Origin of the sequence: Achromobacter pestifer, from assembly GCF_902859625.1 — a bacterium.
GTDB classification, from domain to species: Bacteria; Pseudomonadota; Gammaproteobacteria; order Burkholderiales; family Burkholderiaceae_B; genus Achromobacter; species Achromobacter pestifer.
In genome coordinates this window covers 1,144,875-1,159,656 of sequence record NZ_CADIJX010000001.1, presented here as the reverse complement: position 1 = coordinate 1,159,656, position 14,782 = coordinate 1,144,875, and the positions used below count along the sequence as shown (strand labels likewise).

The window sequence follows — 14,782 nt, the reverse complement described above, 5'->3', positions numbered from 1 at the left end:
GCCGAAACTACGGATTAACCAAAACAGGCTTATCGCGATACCGATCCGGGAAGGTCTTCGCCAGGTTTTCCACCTTGGGGATGTCGTTCACCATGATGTACATGCTGTACGGATGGCGCACCAGATAGTCCTGGTGGTAACCCTCGGCCGGGTAGAAGGCTTGCAGCGGCTCCACGGTGGTGGCCATGGCCTTGGGATAGACCCGCGCCTGGTTCAACTGCGCGATATAGGCTTCGGCTACCTTGCGCTGGCCGTCGTTGGCGGGGAAGACGGTTGAGCGGTATTGAGTGCCGCTGTCCGGGCCTTGGCGGTTCAGCTGGGTCGGGTCGTGCGCCACCGAGAAGTAGATCTGCAACAGCTGGCCGTAGCTGACCTGCTTCGGGTCATAGGTGATTTCGACGGCTTCAGCGTGGCCGGTGCGTCCGCTGCTGACGGTGTCGTAGTTGGCGGTGTTTTCCTTGCCGCCGGCATAGCCGGAGACGGCGCTCGACACGCCTTTCACGTGCTGGAACACGGCTTGCACGCCCCAGAAGCAGCCGCCGGCGATGACGGCCTTTTCTTGCTGGGCCGCGTCTTTGGCCTGGTCGACGGCAGGTGGCGGAATGATGAAGGCGGATTCAGCGGCTTGGGCACCGCCCGCGCCCAACAGGCCGCAGGCGGCGGCTAGGCTGGCGCAGAGGTTGCGGAACGGGTAGTTCATGATGTCGGGGTCCTGATAGGGAAGGGGTCAGGCCTGGGGCGCGAACGTCATCGCGACGCCGTTCATGCAATAGCGCAGTCCGGTCGGGCGGGGGCCGTCATCGAAGACATGGCCCAGGTGGCCGCCGCAATTGGCGCAGTGGACCGCGGTGCGGACCATGCCGAAGCTGCTGTCGCGGGTTTCGCCGACGGCGGCGGTCAGGGGTTGCCAGAAACTGGGCCAGCCGGTGCCGCTGTCGAATTTGGTGTCTGAGGAGAACAATTTCTGGTCGCAGCCCGCGCATGAGAACGTGCCCTTGCGGTGTTCGTCGTTCAGCGGGCTGGTGTAGGGGCGTTCGGTGCCTTCGCGGCGCAGTACGTCGAATTGCGTGGGTGTCAGGCGCGCGCGCCACTGCGCATCGGTCAAGGCGTAGGGGAACGAGGCGGCCGGCGGCGCGCTGCGCGCGGCCAGCAACGGGGCCAGGCCGGCGGCCAGGGTGGCAACGCCGCCCAGGCTCAGGAAATGTCTGCGATTCAATCTCATGGCGTGGCTCCGTCAAGGGACCAAGGGGCGGCGGACCCGCGCCGCGGGTACCGCCTGCCGGCGATTCGTGCGAGGCTTACTTCGACATGCTGTCCTTGGACATGCCGCCCTTGGACATTCCATCCTTGGACATGTTGTCTTTCGACATGCCGTCCTTGGACATGCCGTCTTTCGACATGGAATCCTTCTTCATGCCGTCATGCGACATGCCATCCTTGGACATGCCATCCTTGGCCATGCCGTCTTTCGCCATGCCGTCCTTGGCCATGCCGCCCTTGGACATTCCATCCTTCGACATGCTGTCCTTGGACATCGAATCCTTGGCCATTCCATCCTTGCTCATGGTGTCGGCGGCATGGGCAGCCACGGCGCCAAAAGCCAGGCACAGGGAAAAAGCGGCGGTGGTGAGTTTCTTCATGATGCGTTCCTTTGATGAGAGGGGTAAGACAGTTTTTTCACCTAGCTTCCGCCGAACCAGTTGTAGCCCTGGTCCTCCCAGTAACCGCCTGGGTAGGTGTTGGTGACGAAAATCGCCCTGATGTGCTTGGGGTTCTTGTAGCCAAGCTTGGTGGGCATACGCAGCTTCATGGGAAAGCCGTATTCGGGTGGCAAGGTCTTGCCGTCATAGGTCAACGCCAAGATGGTCTGTGGGTGCAGCGCCGTGGGCATGTCGATGCTGGTGTAGTAGTCGTCCGAGCACTTGAAGCCCACGTATTTCGCGGTCAGGTCGGCGCCCACGCGCTTCAGGAAAGTCGAGAACGGCACGCCGCCCCATTTGCCAATGGCGCTCCAGCCTTCCACGCAGATGTGCCGCGTGACCTGGTCGATCTGGGCCATGGCGCGCAGTTCCTCCAGCCGCCATTGGCGCTTGTCGGCCACCATGCCGGTGACTTCCAGGCGGAACGACTCTTCTTCGACGTGGCGGACCTCGTCGATGCCGTAATAGGCGTTGAACGGGAAGGGCCGCGTGATCATCGATTCCGGGTAGGTCGGCGCCAGCTTGTTGGGGTCGAAGAGCCAACCTTGCACGCGGTCGTTGAACCGGGACACGGTGGTCAGCGCCTTTTCGACGTTTTCATCGTCGGACAAGGAGCAACCGGACAGCATTGCCAATCCGCCCAGCGTCAGACTGTTGCGCAGGAACGTCCGGCGTGTGGGATGTTCCACGCGCTTGGCCAACAGGTTCTTGGCTTCTTGCAGGATGGCCGGGCCGTCCAGGCCCAACAGCGACAAACGTCTTTTCTGGCTCACGGAAGGCTCCTTATTTGCCGCGGATCATGGCGATCAGGCTGCGGGGAACCAGCGCTACCATCACCAGATGGACCACCACGAACGCCACCAGCAGCGCCATGGCGAAGAAATGGATGCGCCGCGCGAATTCGTAGCCGCCCAGCAGTTCGCGCAGCAGGTCGAATTGCACGGACTTCCACAACACCAGCCCGGACAGCACCAGCACCACGATGTCGACCATGACGAACAGGTAGGCCAGTTTCTGCACCTGGTTGTAATGGCGCAGGTCGTCGTGGGACAGCTTGCCGCGCAGGGCGGCGCCCAGGTCGGCGGCGATGCCGCGGGGGCCGACGGGGAAGAATTTGCGCCAGAGGCGGCCGGTGGCCACGTTCAGGGCCAGGTACAGCAGGCCATTGGCGAACAGCAGCCACATGCCGGCAAAGTGCCATTGCAAGGCGCCGCCCAGCCAGCCGCCCAGCGTGATGTCTTTCGGGAAGGTGAAATCGAAGAACGGCGAGGCGTTATAGACGCGCCAGCCACTCATCACCATGATCACCACGGCCAGCGCGTTGATCCAGTGCATGACCCGCAGCCAGCCTGGATGGATAACGCCGGCCGGGCGGGGGGCGGCCGGTGTATCGTGACTTGCGGGGCTTGCCAACATGGCGGGTCTCCGGGGCGTTTTGTCGTTGGAGCCATTCTTCCCCGGGGCCGATATCGAAGTCCTCACGCAAACTTAAAATAATTGTGATAACTCCGCCGCCCCGGATTGGCGACAATGGCGGTACTGAACTGGCCCGAGCCCCCCTATGGATACGCCCCGCCGCGTGCTGATTGTTGAAGACGACGCCCATATCGCCGAATTGCTGCGCTTGCACCTGCGCGACGAAGGCTATGCGGTCGAACACGCCGCCGATGGCAACGAAGGCATGCGGCGGCTGGAAGAGGGCAGCTGGGACGCACTGGTCCTGGATTTGATGCTGCCCGGCATCGACGGCCTGGAGATCTGCAAACGGGCGCGCGCCATGGCGCGCTACACCCCCATCATCATCACCAGCGCGAGGTCCAGCGAAGTGCACCGCATCCTGGGCCTGGAACTGGGCGCGGACGATTACCTGGCCAAGCCGTTTTCCATGCTGGAACTGGTGGCGCGCGTGCGGGCGCTGCTGCGCCGCAGTGACGCCGTGGAACGCAATGCGCGGATCGACGCGGGCAGCTTGGCGGTGCACGGGATTTCCATCGACCCCGTTGCCCGCACGGTGGATATCGACGAACGCCGGTTGGACCTGACGCCGCGCGAGTTCGATCTTCTGCATTTTTTTGCGCGACATCCCGACAAGGTTTTTTCGCGGATGGATCTGCTGAACCACGTCTGGGGGTATCAGCACGAAGGCTATGAACACACCGTGAATACGCATATCAACCGCTTGCGCACCAAGATCGAAGCCGACCCGTCCAACCCGCAGCGCATCCTGACCGTCTGGGGCAGGGGCTACAAGTTCGCGGCGGGGCCGGGCGGCGCGGGAGCCGCATCATGAACCGCTTTACCTTGTCCCAACGCTTGTCCGGGGTGTTTGCGCTGCTGTTGCTGGCTTGCTGCGGCGCATCGGCGTGGTTGCAGATCGCCGCCAATTCGCGCTATGAGCAAGAGGTCGTGCAGCGTCTGTCCAGCGGGCTGGCGCAGCATATCGCCGGCACGACGGAACTGATGGACACCAATGGCTGGAAGCCGGACGCGGTGCGTTCGTTGTTCGACATGCTGATGGCGGTGAACCCTGCCGTGGAGGTCTACCTGCTGTCCAACGATGGACGCATCGTGGGTGATGCCGCGCCGGCTGGCCAGATCAAGCGGGATCGCGTGGACCTGGAACCGGTCAAGCGCCTGTTGGCGGGCGGGATGCTGCCCATCGTGGGCGACGACCCGCGCAACATCGAAGCGCAAAAGGTGTTCAGCGCGGCGCCGGTGCGCGTGGCCGGGCAGGACAAGGGCTACGTCTACGTGGTGCTGCAAGGGCAGGCGCACGATGCGTTGGCGATGTCCGTGTCGCGGAGTTCCGTCTTGCGCACGACGCTCTGGTCGATTGCGCTGGTGGCGCTGTTGGGCCTGGTGGCTGGCTTGACGGCGTTTGCCCTGATCACGCGACCGCTGCGCGGCCTGACGCGCGCGGTAAGCGCGTTTGACGGCGATGACGGCCAGGCGTTGGCCGCGCTGGAGCGTCCCGGCGACGCATCGGATCGCAACGGAGACGAGATCTCGGTGCTGCGGCGCAGTTTTGTGCAGATGGGCCGGCGGATTTCCGAGCAATGGCGCGAATTGACGCGGCAAGATCAGCAGCGGCGGGATTTGGTCGCCAATATCTCGCACGATCTGCGCACGCCACTGACCTCGCTGCATGGCTACCTGGAAACGTTGCGGTTGAAGGACGAAACGCTGGATGCCAGCGAACGCCGCCGCTATCTGGATATTGCGCTGGCGCAAAGCCGCAAGGTGGGCCGTCTGGCGCAGGAATTGTTTGAACTGGCACGGCTGGAGTCTGGCCTGGTGCGGCTGGAACCCGAAACGTTTTCGCTGCCGGAATTGGTGCAGGACGTGCTTCAGAAATTCGAGTTGGCCGCTGAAGCGCGCCAGCAGCAACTGACCACCGACATTCCCCAGGCGCTACCGCTGGTGCGGGCGGATTTGGGGCTGATCGAGCGCGTGCTGACCAATCTGCTGGATAACGCCATCCGGCATAGCCCGCCGGGCGGCCGGATCGAACTGCAACTGGGCGTGGCGCAGAGCCGGGTGCAGGTACAGGTCAGCGATTCAGGCAAAGGGATTCCCCCAGAACTGCGCGCCGGCCTGTTTACTCGCGCATCCGCCCTGAACCGTGGGCCGCGCGACGGCGGCGGCCTGGGGTTGGTGATCGTGCAGCGCATCCTGCAATTGCACCAGAGCGAGATCCGGCTGGTGGAACGCGCCGAGCACGGCGCGGTGTTCCAGTTTGAATTGTCGGCGGCGCGCTGACGCGGTGCGTCAGGCTGCGGCGGGCATCTGCCCGTGCAGCAAGTAGTCCATCAGTTCGCGCACCGAACGCATGGCGCCGCCGAACGGCAGCTTGGAGGCGCCGCGGAAGAACAGGCCGCGGCTGACCTCGCCGCGCAGGGCGGCGGCCAGCTTCAAATCAATGCAGAACTGACCGAAGCGCGACAGGCCGTCGCGCAAACCGCATTGCGTCAGGCAGTCCATGCGTTGGCTGCAACGTCGCGGATCGCAGCGCGTGCTGGCTTGCAGCGTCTTTTCCTGGCGCAGGTAGCGGGTCAGCCAAGGCGTGGCCACGGCGCGCGCGGGCAACCCGGCGACGCTGGTGAATTCAGCCAGTTCGGCCGGGTCCGCGTCCATCAACACGCGCTTGAAGTTCTCGTGCGCGTCGCCTTCATGGGTGACGGCGAACGCGGTGCCCACCTGGACGCCATCCGCGCCGTTGGCCAGCCAATGACGCACTTGGTCATGGCTGCCAACCCCTCCGGCGACGATCAGGCGCGGGGCGTCCTGGCCCAGTTGCAGCTCGTCAAAAAGGGCGTGGCATTCCGCCAGCACGCGCTTGAAATCGAAGCGTTCATCGTGAATGTCGTCCAGGCGGGCCGCGCCCAGGTGCCCGCCGGCATGGCCGGGGTGTTCGATGACCACGGCGTCGGCCAGCTTGCCTTTCTTCATCCACTTTTTCAGCACGACGGCCACGCCGCGCGCTTCAGACAGAATTGGGACCAGGGCCACCTTGGGAAAATCCGCCGTCATTTCAGGCAGATCCATGGGCAGGCCAGCGCCCATCACGATGGCTTGCGCGCCGCTTTCGCAGGCCTGGCGCACCAGGGCAGGGTGGCCGCGTACGGCCTTCATCACGTTCACGGCGACCAGGCCGCGCCCTTGCGCGGTGTCCAGCGCGGCGCGTACTTCGCGGTCCAGCGCTTCCAGGTTGGCGTTGTCGATGACCTCGCGGTCATGGCACTTCTCGGTTTTTTCCAGCAGATCCGGATGGTGATGGCGCAAATCGATGCTGGCAATGGTGCCTACCGCGTTCTGGCTGGCGACGGCGCCGGCCAGACGGTGGGCGGACACGCCGACGCCCATGCCGCCCTGAACGATGGGCAGCAATTCGCGTCCGGCGAGTTTGAGTGATTTGAACCACGTCATGTTGAGTCTTTCCTCTGGTCAAGTGGACAGAGGCTAGAGCAAGGGGTGACGGGCTGCCTTGCGCGGGATCAAGCGGCCGGGCAATGGCGGTGCGATGGCGCTCAGCCGACGTGGCCCGTCAGCCGGCGCGCGGCCTGTAGCACGGGCGCAAGGTGGTCGGGGTTGTAACGGTGCGCGGGCGCCGTCAGTGTCACCGCGGCCGCGATGCCGCCCGACAGCAGGAAGACCGGGGCGGAAATGCCCGCCACTTCGCTCAGCCGGTCGCCCATCGCGGCGAAATAGCCGTCTTGGCGGATGCGCGCGTACAGCGCCTGGTCCGGGCCGGGCGCCCGGCCCAGGATGTCGTCATAGGCCGTCAGCACACGTCCGCCGCTGCCGCGTTCCAGCGGCAGCAGGTCACCGGCCCGGATGTGGTCGCGCACCGGGTGCGGGGAATCGACGCGATACAGGCAAAGTCGGGCATCGCCCTGGCGCACGTGATAGGCCGCGCTTTCGCCAGTTGCGGCCACCAGTTCCCGCAGCGCGGGCAAGACCACATGTTCCAGCGAAAACGACGCCGAATAGATGCTGTGCAGACGGGCCACTTCCGGGCCCAGCGCGTAGCGGCCGTCATCCAGGCGGCGTATCCACTGCGCATGCTCAAGCGAGGCCAGCAGGCGCAGCACGGTGCTTTTGTAGAGGCGCGTGCGTTCGGCCAACTCGCCCAGCGACAGGGTCTGGTCGGCAGGGGTGAACACCGACATCAGGCTCATTGCCCGGTCGACCGCCGCGACGCCGCCTTCGGCGGCATCGGCGTCGGCGACGGATTCGGTGATGGCTTTACGCGGCATGGCCAGCCCGGACGGCGCGGTGGAAATCAGTCGGCATATTCCATCTTTTAGAACGATTGGTGCTCATTGTAGGCACAGGCCCGGCGGGCGCCCGGGGGAACGTTCCAAAACGCGCTTGACAGCGATTTCTGGTTCGCATTAAATTCTATTCTAAAGAACATCATTCTATTAGATAGAATATAGCGGAGACGTAATCATGACGCAAGACACCCCGATCCCAGCGGATGTCCTGATCAGCGAAGTCGGGCCACGTGATGGGCTGCAATCGGTCAAGGCCACGATGCCGACCGCCGACAAGTTCAAGTGGATTGATGCGCTGGTCGCGGCCGGCGTGCGTGAAATTGAAGTGGCATCGTTTGTGCCCGCACGCCTGCTGCCGCAGATGGCGGACGCGGCCGATGTGGTCGCCCATGCCGTCCGGCATCCCGGTGTGACGGTCATGGCGCTGGTGCCCAATCTGCGCGGCGCCGAGGCCGCGCTGCGTGCGGGCGCCCACAAGCTGACCCTGCCGGTTTCCGCCAGCCGCGCCCATTCGCTGGCCAATGTGCGCAAGACGCCGGAAGAGATGGTGGAAGAAGTGCGCGCCATTGTGCAGTTGCGCGATGACATGGCGCCCGGCGTCAAGATCGAAGCCGGCATTTCGACGGCCTTCGGCTGCACCTTGCAGGGGCTGGTGCCTGAAGACGAGGTGATCCGGCTGGCGCTGATGTGCGCGGAGGCGGGCGCGGACGAGTCCGGCTTGTCGGACACGGTGGGCTACGCCAACCCCGCCCAGGTGCGCCGCCTGTTCCGGCGCCTGCGCAGCGAACTTGGGGCCAAGGCTGGCGCCGCTCACATGCACAACACGCGGGGGCTGGGCCTGGCCAACTGCCTGGCTGCCTGGGACGAAGGCGTGCGCACCTTCGACAGTTCGCTGGGCGGGTTGGGCGGCTGTCCGTATGCGCCGGGCGCGTCAGGCAATGTCGTCACGGAAGACCTGGTGTTCATGTTCGAGGCCATGGGCGTCGCCACCGGGATTTCGCTGGAAAAAATCATTGCGGCGCGGACGCCGCTTGCCGCTGGCCTGCCGGGCGAGCCGCTGTACGGCATGACGCCGGACGCAGGGCTGCCCAAGGGCTTTACGCCGTCCCGCTAGCCACCACGCTTTACCGATAGCGATGCCAATGCGGCAGGGCGCCTTCAGGCCCCCGCTGCGGAGGGCCCTTTGCCTGAATTCTGCCTCGCAGCGTCGATCCACTCATTCCGAAGGTGTCTTACATGCCCAGCCGTTCCCCGTCCCGCCTTCCCTACGAAGGCATCCGCGTCATCGAATTCACCCACATGGTGATGGGCCCCACCTGCGGCATGTTGCTGGCGGATCTGGGCGCGGAAGTCATCAAGGTCGAACCGATAGGGGGCGATTCCACGCGCAGGCTGCTGGGGTCTGGCGCGGGTTTCTTCCCCATGTTCAACCGCAATAAGAAGAGCATTGCGCTGGACCTGAAACAGCCCGAAGGGATCGAGGCCGCCTTGCGCCTGATCGATTCGGCCGATGTGGTCAGCGAAAACTTCAAGTCCGGCGTGATGGACAAGCTGGGCCTGGGTTACGCCGCGTTGAAGGCACGCAACCCCCGGCTGATCTATGTCAGCCACAAGGGGTTTCTGCCGGGTCCGTATGAGAACCGCACGGCGCTGGACGAGGTCGTGCAGATGATGGGCGGCCTGGCCTATATGACGGGCCGTCCCGGTGATCCGCTGCGTGCGGGCGCCAGCGTCAATGACATCATGGGTGGCATGTTCGGGGCCCTGGGCGCGATGGCGGCATTGGCGCAGCGCGAACATACCGGCGTGGGCACGCAAGTGCAGGCGTCGCTGTTTGAAAACAACGTCTTCCTGGTGGGCCAGCACATGATGCAGCACGCCATGACGGGCCATGCGCCAGCCCCCATGCCCAGCCGAATTTCGGCCTGGGCGGTGTACGACGTGTTTACCGTCAAGGACGGCGAACAGGTGTTCCTGGCTGTCGTCAGTGACAAGCAATGGGACATCTTCTGCCGCGCCTTCGGTTTGGCGGACTGGTTGGCGGACCCGCGCCTGAAGACAAACAACGATCGCGTGTTGGCCCGTGATTGGCTGATGCCGCAGTTGCGATCGCATCTGGCCAGCTACCCCGCAGCCGAGCTGGCCGCGCGGTTTGAACAAGAAGGCCTGCCGTTCGCGCCCATCACCCGCCCTGAACAACTTTTCGACGATCCGCATTTGAAGGCGACGGGGGGACTCGCGCCGGTGACGCTGCCGGATGGCCGGGAAACGCGGGTGCCGTTGGCCCCGTTGACATTGGACGGCGTTCAACCGCCCATCCGCCTACAGCCACCAGCCGTGGGCGAACACACCGACGAGCTCTTGCGCGCCGCCGGCTATCGCGACGATGAAATCGCGGCCTTGAAAGCAAGGCACATTACACAAGGAGACAAACCCTCATGATCGCTCTCTCTCGACGCTCATTCCTGGGCGCAGCCCTCTGCGCGGCGGCGCTGCCATTGCCGTTGCGGGCGCAAAGCGCCGCTGGCTATCCCAATGGCCGGGCCATCCGCCTGATCGTCCCGTACACGCCGGGCGGCGGGACGGATTCCGTGGCCCGCGCCATCGCGGCCAAGATCACGGGCGAGGCGGGTTGGTCGGTCGTGGTCGAGAACCGTCCCGGCGCAGGCGGCAATATTGGCCTGGACTATGTGGCGAAGACCAAGCCCGATGGCTTCATGCTGGGCTTGGGGCAGACGTCCAACCTGGCCATCAACCCGGCCTTGATGCCGAAGATGCCCTTCGACGCCGCCAAGGATTTCGCGGCGGTCGCGCTGATCGCGTCGCTGCCCGTGGTGCTGGTGGTGAAGGCCAACGCCCGGTGGAACACGCTGGCTGATCTGGTGAAAGACGCGCGCGCCGCGCCAGGGTCCATCAAGCAGGCGCTTGCCGGGTCCGGCACAGTGGGCCACCTTGCGGGGGAACTGCTGGCCTACCAGGCCAAGTTTGAAGTGCTGAACGTGCCGTATCGAGGGGCCGCCCCGGCCTTGAATGACTTGCTGGGCGAAAACACGGACTACATGTTCGCCACGCCGCAGGCCGCGCAGGAGATGCTCAAGGGCAAGGTGCTGCGCCCCTTGGCCGTCACCGCCCGGGCGCGTCTGCCCATTCTTCCCGATGTGCCCACCGTGGCCGAATCCGGGTTTGATGGCTTCGAGGCGCTGGACTGGAAGGCACTGGTCGCGCCTGCGGGCACGCCCCAGGACGTGATTCAGGCGGTCAATGGCGTGGTGGAAAAAGTGCTGGCCGATCCGGCCACGATCGCACTGTTCACCGCCGAAGGCAGCACCGCGATGGGCGGCACGCCCGACGCCGCGCAGCAGTACATCCTGCAAGAACAGAAGAAGTGGGCCCGCCTGATCCGCGAGGCCAACATCCAGACTGCCGCTTGAGGCGGCCAGCAGGAAGAACCAAAGGAGACCACACCATGACACCGCTTTTCAGGCGCGCAGCCGCCTTGCCCCAACTGCTGATCGCCGCCGCGATCGGCATCGCTTGCCTGCCGGCGCACGCCGCCAGCGACGCCGCCACCTGGCCCGACAAACCCGTGCGGCTGGTGGTGCCGTATTCGCCAGGGGGAACGACCGACTACGCCGCGCGCCAGGTCGCGCAGAAGCTGTCGGAGGCGACGGGCAAGACATTCATCGTCGACAACAAGACGGGGGCGTCCGGCACGATCGCCACGCAGGAAGTCGTGCGTTCGGCGCCGGATGGCAGCACCTTCCTGGTGACGGACACGACCTATACGATGCTGCCGCTGCTGTTCTCGAAACTGCCGTGGGACTATCAGAGCGACCTGATCCACGTTGCCGAAATCATCGAAACGCCGCTGGTGCTGCTGGTGCCGGAGAGGTCGCCCTTCACCACCATGGAGCAACTGATCACCTATGCGCGCGCCCATCCTGGCAAGCTCAACTATGGCTCTGGCGGCCAGGCCAGTTCCACGCATCTGGCGGCCGAGATGTTCAAGAGCGAAGCGGGGATTTCGCTGACGCATATTCCGTATCGCGGCGCGGGCGCAGCGCTGGCGGACGTGATGGCCGGCCAGATCGACGTGCTGGTGACGGCGGCGCCCACCGCCATTCCGCCGGTGCAGGGCGGCCGCGTGCGTGCGCTTGCCGTCAGCGGCGATGCTCGCCTGGCAACCTTGCCCAACGTGCCGACGTTTGCCCAGGCAGGCCTGCCGACGTATCAGGTGTTGAACTGGTTCGGGCTGGCTGCGCCCAAGGGCACGCCGCCCGCCATCGTCGACAAGATGAATCGCCTGGTGTCGCAAGTGATGAGCGACCCCGCCATGCGCGAGAACATGGCGCGGCAAGGGGCGCAGCACCGGTCCATGACGGTGGGCGAATTTGGCGGCCACGTCCAGCAGCAGGTGGCGCTGTGGGCGGACGTGGGCAAACGTGTCGGCATCAAGCCGGAATAGGGGCGGCGACCATGTGGAATCTGGACTTCAAACCGCCCGTCGTGGTGCCCGCGCGCGTCATTGCCACGCTGCCGGAAAGCCTGCGGCTCAGGCAGCGCAGCGCCTGGGCCGACGCCAACAAGGCGGGGCATATCGTTGACTGCTTTCTGGAAGGGCCGGTGTTCGACGCAGCGGGCGCGCTGTACGTGACGGACATTCCGCATGGCCGTATTTTTCGGGTCGACGGCATGCATGATTGGCATGTGATTGCCAACACCGGCGGTTGGCCCAACGGCTTGGCCTTGCATCGGGACGGCAGCTTGTGGGTGGCCGATTACCAGCGCGGGATCCTGCGTTGCGATATTGGCAGCGGCCGGGTGGAAACGGTGCTGGGGCATCGCAACAGCGAATCCTTCAAGGGCGTGAACGATCTGATCTTCGATCGTGCTGGCCAGCTGTATTTCACCGACCAGGGGCAAACGGGGCTGCATGATCCGCAGGGGCGCGTTTATCGCTTTGATGCCGACAGCGGCCGGCTGGACCTGCTGCTGGCCAATGCGCCCAGCCCCAACGGCATTGCCTTGGATGCGGAAGCCAAGGTGTTGTTCGTGGCGGTGACGCGGGCCAATCAGGTGTGGCGCGCACCGGTGATGCCGGATGGATCGATCACCAAGATGGGGGCGTTCCGGACGTTCTTCGGCACGAGCGGGCCGGATGGCCTGGCGACGACGCCGGACGGCCGTCTGCTGGTGGCCCATGCCAGTCTGGGGGGCGTCTTCGTGTTGAACGCGCGCGGCGAGGTCACGCACTTTCTGAAAAGCCCGCTGGGCGCAAGCACGGTGACCAATGTGGCGGTGCGCCCCGGCGGCGGTTCGGTGGTGATGACCGAATCCGCGACCGGGGCGATTCTAGAGGCCGAGCTGCCGGATTGAACCGCCCGGCGGGCGTACTAGGCCATCAGCTTGATGATGGCCGGCACCGACAGCACGGCGGTGTAATAACCCATGAACTGGACGCCGGTGTTGAAGCCGAACAGGCGCGACAGCAGCCCGCCAAAGAGACCCATCGTCAGAATCACCAGCAGGCCCAGGAATTGGCCTTCCCAGATGCTGATCACGATGATCAGGCCGACGAACGTGGCGATGATGGCTTCGTGGCTGACCTTGCGCGACACGAACAGCGCGGCGCGGCGCGCGTAGTTCATCGCGAACGGGTACGACACCACCGCCGCCAGCAGCACGGCCAACATGCCGTAGCCCAGGAATTCCCAGTGGTTCAGCAGGTTGTGCAGGTTGTGCGTCTGGCCGGTGGCCGCGTCCACCGTGAAGCGCGGCGGGGCATTGAACAGCGGCGCGGCCGGGCCGGCAGCCACGGGGCTGAGCGGCAGGCCGAACGCAATCAGCGGAATCAGCGCTTCCGCGATGTAGGTGGCTTCGGTGACGCCGTTGCGCGCCGACAGCACCGTCGTCAGCCGATGGTAGGCGTGCTTGATGCGTGAGCCGACCAGTTCGCCCAGCACCACGGTCATGGCCACCGGGCTGAAGACGAAGGTCGCGCTGGAGATGGCGGCGGTGGCCAGCGTCCAGCGGGTCTGCGTGCGGTCCATGACTTTCAGCGGGTTCGGGAAGTAGCCCGACCAGCCTTTGACGTCCGGGGCCAGCGAGAAGGTGCGCACTTTTTCCCGCATCATCTTCGTGCGTCCCATGGGGGAAATCACCGTGAACAGGTCTGCGATCAACGGGCCGATGGCGATGCCCAGGAAATAGCTGATGCTGAGCTTGACGCCGTACTTGGCCGTCAGGCTTTGCAGCGCGATGATCACCACCACGAAGGGCACCAGCAGCGCTACCGCCGCCCAGCGTCCGGCCGAGAAATAGGCGATCAGCACTGCCGCGGCCAGGAAGATCCACGGCGCGGATTTGGTGATGGCCGCGCCGAACGGCGCCAGCAGGACCGCGAACAGCACGGCCAGCGGCACCGCCACAAAGGCGGCCACGATGGCGCCAGACACCATTTTGCGCAGCGCAATGTGCGGCACGCCCAGCTTGCGCAGCATGTTCGCGTCTTGCAGCAGCGGCGTGGCCAAGGTGTCGCCGGGGATGCCCAGCAGGGCGGTGGGCACCGCGTGCGTCATGTGCTTGGCCACTGCGCCGGCCAGGAAGAAGGTGAATACGCCAGCGGGCGGGACGCCCAGCAGCACCACCAGCAAGGTCAGCGGCGCCAGCGTGGTGGTCTCGTCGGTGCCCGACACCAGGCCGATGGCGGCGAACACCACCGCGCCCAGCAGCCCCATGGCGGCTGCCACCATGATTTGTTCAAGCAGGATGGGATCGCTCATGCCAGGGCCTCCTTGGATACGCCTTGACGCCCGGCGGGCGTGGCTTGCGCAGCGGACTGCGGCGATGGCACGGGCGGCTCGGTGAATAGGTCATACAAGTCCAGTTCCTTCAGTTCGCGCACCACGGCGTCGGGCAGGTCGGCCAATGTGCCCAGGCCGCCGGGCTGCTCGGCCAATTCCGCCAGCACCTCGGCACGCCAGGCGGGATCGTGGGTGGACGTGTGCTCGATGACTTCACGCTTGGGCGGGAACAGGCGCGCGCAGATCACGCCCGCGAGGACGCAGCCGGCCAGTCCCGCCAGCATGGCGTAGGCGTGCGCCAGTTCCGGCGACGCGACCATGCCGCGCAGCCAGCGACTGGCGGCATAGAAGCCGGCCACGCTGATCGTGATGCCGATGCCGATGGCCCACGCCAACTGACGCAGGTCCACGGTGTCGTTCCAGACTTCAGCCAAGCGCCAGGACGACGCTGGGGGTTTGGGGTCCATGTCTCTCTCCTTTGGATCGGGCGGCGCGGACTGGC

At 65.2% G+C, this 14,782-nt stretch carries 15 protein-coding genes and 3 pseudogenes; 8 read left to right on the top strand and 10 right to left on the bottom strand.

Translation table 11 applies throughout. The annotated features are described in order from the left end of the window. Positions 1-7: 7 nt before the first annotated feature. From msrA to HV753_RS31370, 3 genes and pseudogenes are all read right to left on the bottom strand, one after another. Positions 8-700 carry a peptide-methionine (S)-S-oxide reductase MsrA gene (gene msrA, locus HV753_RS04970; RefSeq protein ID WP_175173286.1) on the bottom strand — a complete coding sequence of 231 codons (693 nt, stop codon included), beginning with the start codon at positions 698-700 and terminating at the stop codon, positions 8-10. 27 nt (positions 701-727) lie between these two features. After that, entirely contained in the window at positions 728-1,222 is a 495-nt protein-coding gene (gene msrB, locus HV753_RS04965) for a peptide-methionine (R)-S-oxide reductase MsrB (protein ID WP_175173285.1), read from the bottom strand. Positions 1,223-1,298: 76 nt separating this feature from the next. Continuing rightward, a pseudogene (locus HV753_RS31370) lies at positions 1,299-1,439 on the bottom strand (pentapeptide MXKDX repeat protein); the annotation flags it as partial. Between HV753_RS31370 and HV753_RS31365 the strand changes: the two are divergent. Continuing rightward, a pseudogene (locus HV753_RS31365) lies at positions 1,422-1,469 on the top strand (hypothetical protein); the annotation flags it as partial. The pseudogenes HV753_RS31370 and HV753_RS31365 overlap by 18 nt on opposite strands. 111 nt (positions 1,470-1,580) lie before the next feature. Here HV753_RS31365 and HV753_RS31360 read toward each other — a convergent pair. The 3 genes and pseudogenes from HV753_RS31360 to HV753_RS04950 form a co-directional block, all read right to left on the bottom strand. Continuing rightward, a pseudogene (locus HV753_RS31360) lies at positions 1,581-1,640 on the bottom strand (pentapeptide MXKDX repeat protein); the annotation flags it as partial. Between the two features lie 41 nt (positions 1,641-1,681). After that, positions 1,682-2,473, bottom strand: coding sequence for a molybdopterin-dependent oxidoreductase (locus tag HV753_RS04955; protein WP_175173283.1), 792 nt, complete (start codon positions 2,471-2,473; stop codon positions 1,682-1,684). Positions 2,474-2,483: 10 nt separating this feature from the next. After that, positions 2,484-3,116, bottom strand: coding sequence for a cytochrome b/b6 domain-containing protein (locus HV753_RS04950; RefSeq protein WP_175173282.1), 633 nt, complete (start codon positions 3,114-3,116; stop codon positions 2,484-2,486). 145 nt (positions 3,117-3,261) lie between these two features. Here HV753_RS04950 and HV753_RS04945 point away from each other — a divergent pair, with 145 nt between their 5' ends. Both HV753_RS04945 and HV753_RS04940 read left to right on the top strand, forming a co-directional pair. Next, a complete protein-coding gene (locus HV753_RS04945; RefSeq protein WP_175173281.1) occupies positions 3,262-3,990 on the top strand; it encodes a response regulator transcription factor in 729 nt (242 codons plus the stop codon). Further along, on the top strand, positions 3,987-5,459 hold the full coding sequence (locus tag HV753_RS04940; RefSeq protein ID WP_175173280.1) for a sensor histidine kinase: 1,473 nt from the start codon (positions 3,987-3,989) through the stop codon (positions 5,457-5,459). Before HV753_RS04945 ends, HV753_RS04940 begins: the two co-directional genes overlap by 4 nt. Positions 5,460-5,468: 9 nt before the next feature. Here HV753_RS04940 and HV753_RS04935 read toward each other — a convergent pair whose 3' ends face one another. Further along, a complete protein-coding gene (locus HV753_RS04935; RefSeq protein ID WP_175173279.1) occupies positions 5,469-6,626 on the bottom strand; it encodes an NAD(P)H-dependent flavin oxidoreductase in 1,158 nt (385 codons plus the stop codon). Between the two features lie 101 nt (positions 6,627-6,727). Further along, complete coding sequence (locus tag HV753_RS04930; protein WP_175173278.1) at positions 6,728-7,456, bottom strand: IclR family transcriptional regulator; 729 nt, start codon at positions 7,454-7,456, stop codon at positions 6,728-6,730. Positions 7,457-7,652: 196 nt separating this feature from the next. Between HV753_RS04930 and HV753_RS04925 the strand changes: the two genes are divergently transcribed. From HV753_RS04925 to HV753_RS04905, 5 genes are all read left to right on the top strand, one after another. Then, positions 7,653-8,591 (top strand): hydroxymethylglutaryl-CoA lyase, encoded by a 939-nt coding sequence (locus tag HV753_RS04925; protein ID WP_175173277.1) that lies wholly within the window; start codon positions 7,653-7,655, stop codon positions 8,589-8,591. Between the two features lie 122 nt (positions 8,592-8,713). After that, a complete protein-coding gene (locus HV753_RS04920; RefSeq protein ID WP_175173276.1) occupies positions 8,714-9,919 on the top strand; it encodes a CaiB/BaiF CoA transferase family protein in 1,206 nt (401 codons plus the stop codon). Further along, on the top strand, positions 9,916-10,908 hold the full coding sequence (locus HV753_RS04915) for a Bug family tripartite tricarboxylate transporter substrate binding protein (protein ID WP_175173275.1): 993 nt from the start codon (positions 9,916-9,918) through the stop codon (positions 10,906-10,908). Before HV753_RS04920 ends, HV753_RS04915 begins: the two co-directional genes overlap by 4 nt. A gap of 35 nt (positions 10,909-10,943) precedes the next feature. Next, entirely contained in the window at positions 10,944-11,942 is a 999-nt protein-coding gene (locus tag HV753_RS04910; RefSeq protein WP_175173274.1) for a Bug family tripartite tricarboxylate transporter substrate binding protein, read from the top strand. 11 nt (positions 11,943-11,953) lie between these two features. After that, positions 11,954-12,853: an SMP-30/gluconolactonase/LRE family protein gene (locus HV753_RS04905; RefSeq protein ID WP_175173273.1), complete on the top strand. Its 900-nt coding sequence runs from the start codon at positions 11,954-11,956 to the stop codon at positions 12,851-12,853. Between the two features lie 17 nt (positions 12,854-12,870). Here the strand turns inward: HV753_RS04905 and HV753_RS04900 are convergent, their stop codons facing one another. Further along, complete coding sequence (locus HV753_RS04900) at positions 12,871-14,259, bottom strand: tripartite tricarboxylate transporter permease (protein WP_175173272.1); 1,389 nt, start codon at positions 14,257-14,259, stop codon at positions 12,871-12,873. Further along, complete coding sequence (locus HV753_RS04895) at positions 14,256-14,747, bottom strand: hypothetical protein (RefSeq protein ID WP_175173271.1); 492 nt, start codon at positions 14,745-14,747, stop codon at positions 14,256-14,258. The genes HV753_RS04900 and HV753_RS04895 overlap by 4 nt, the downstream gene beginning before the upstream one ends. Positions 14,748-14,782: the final 35 nt, after the last annotated feature.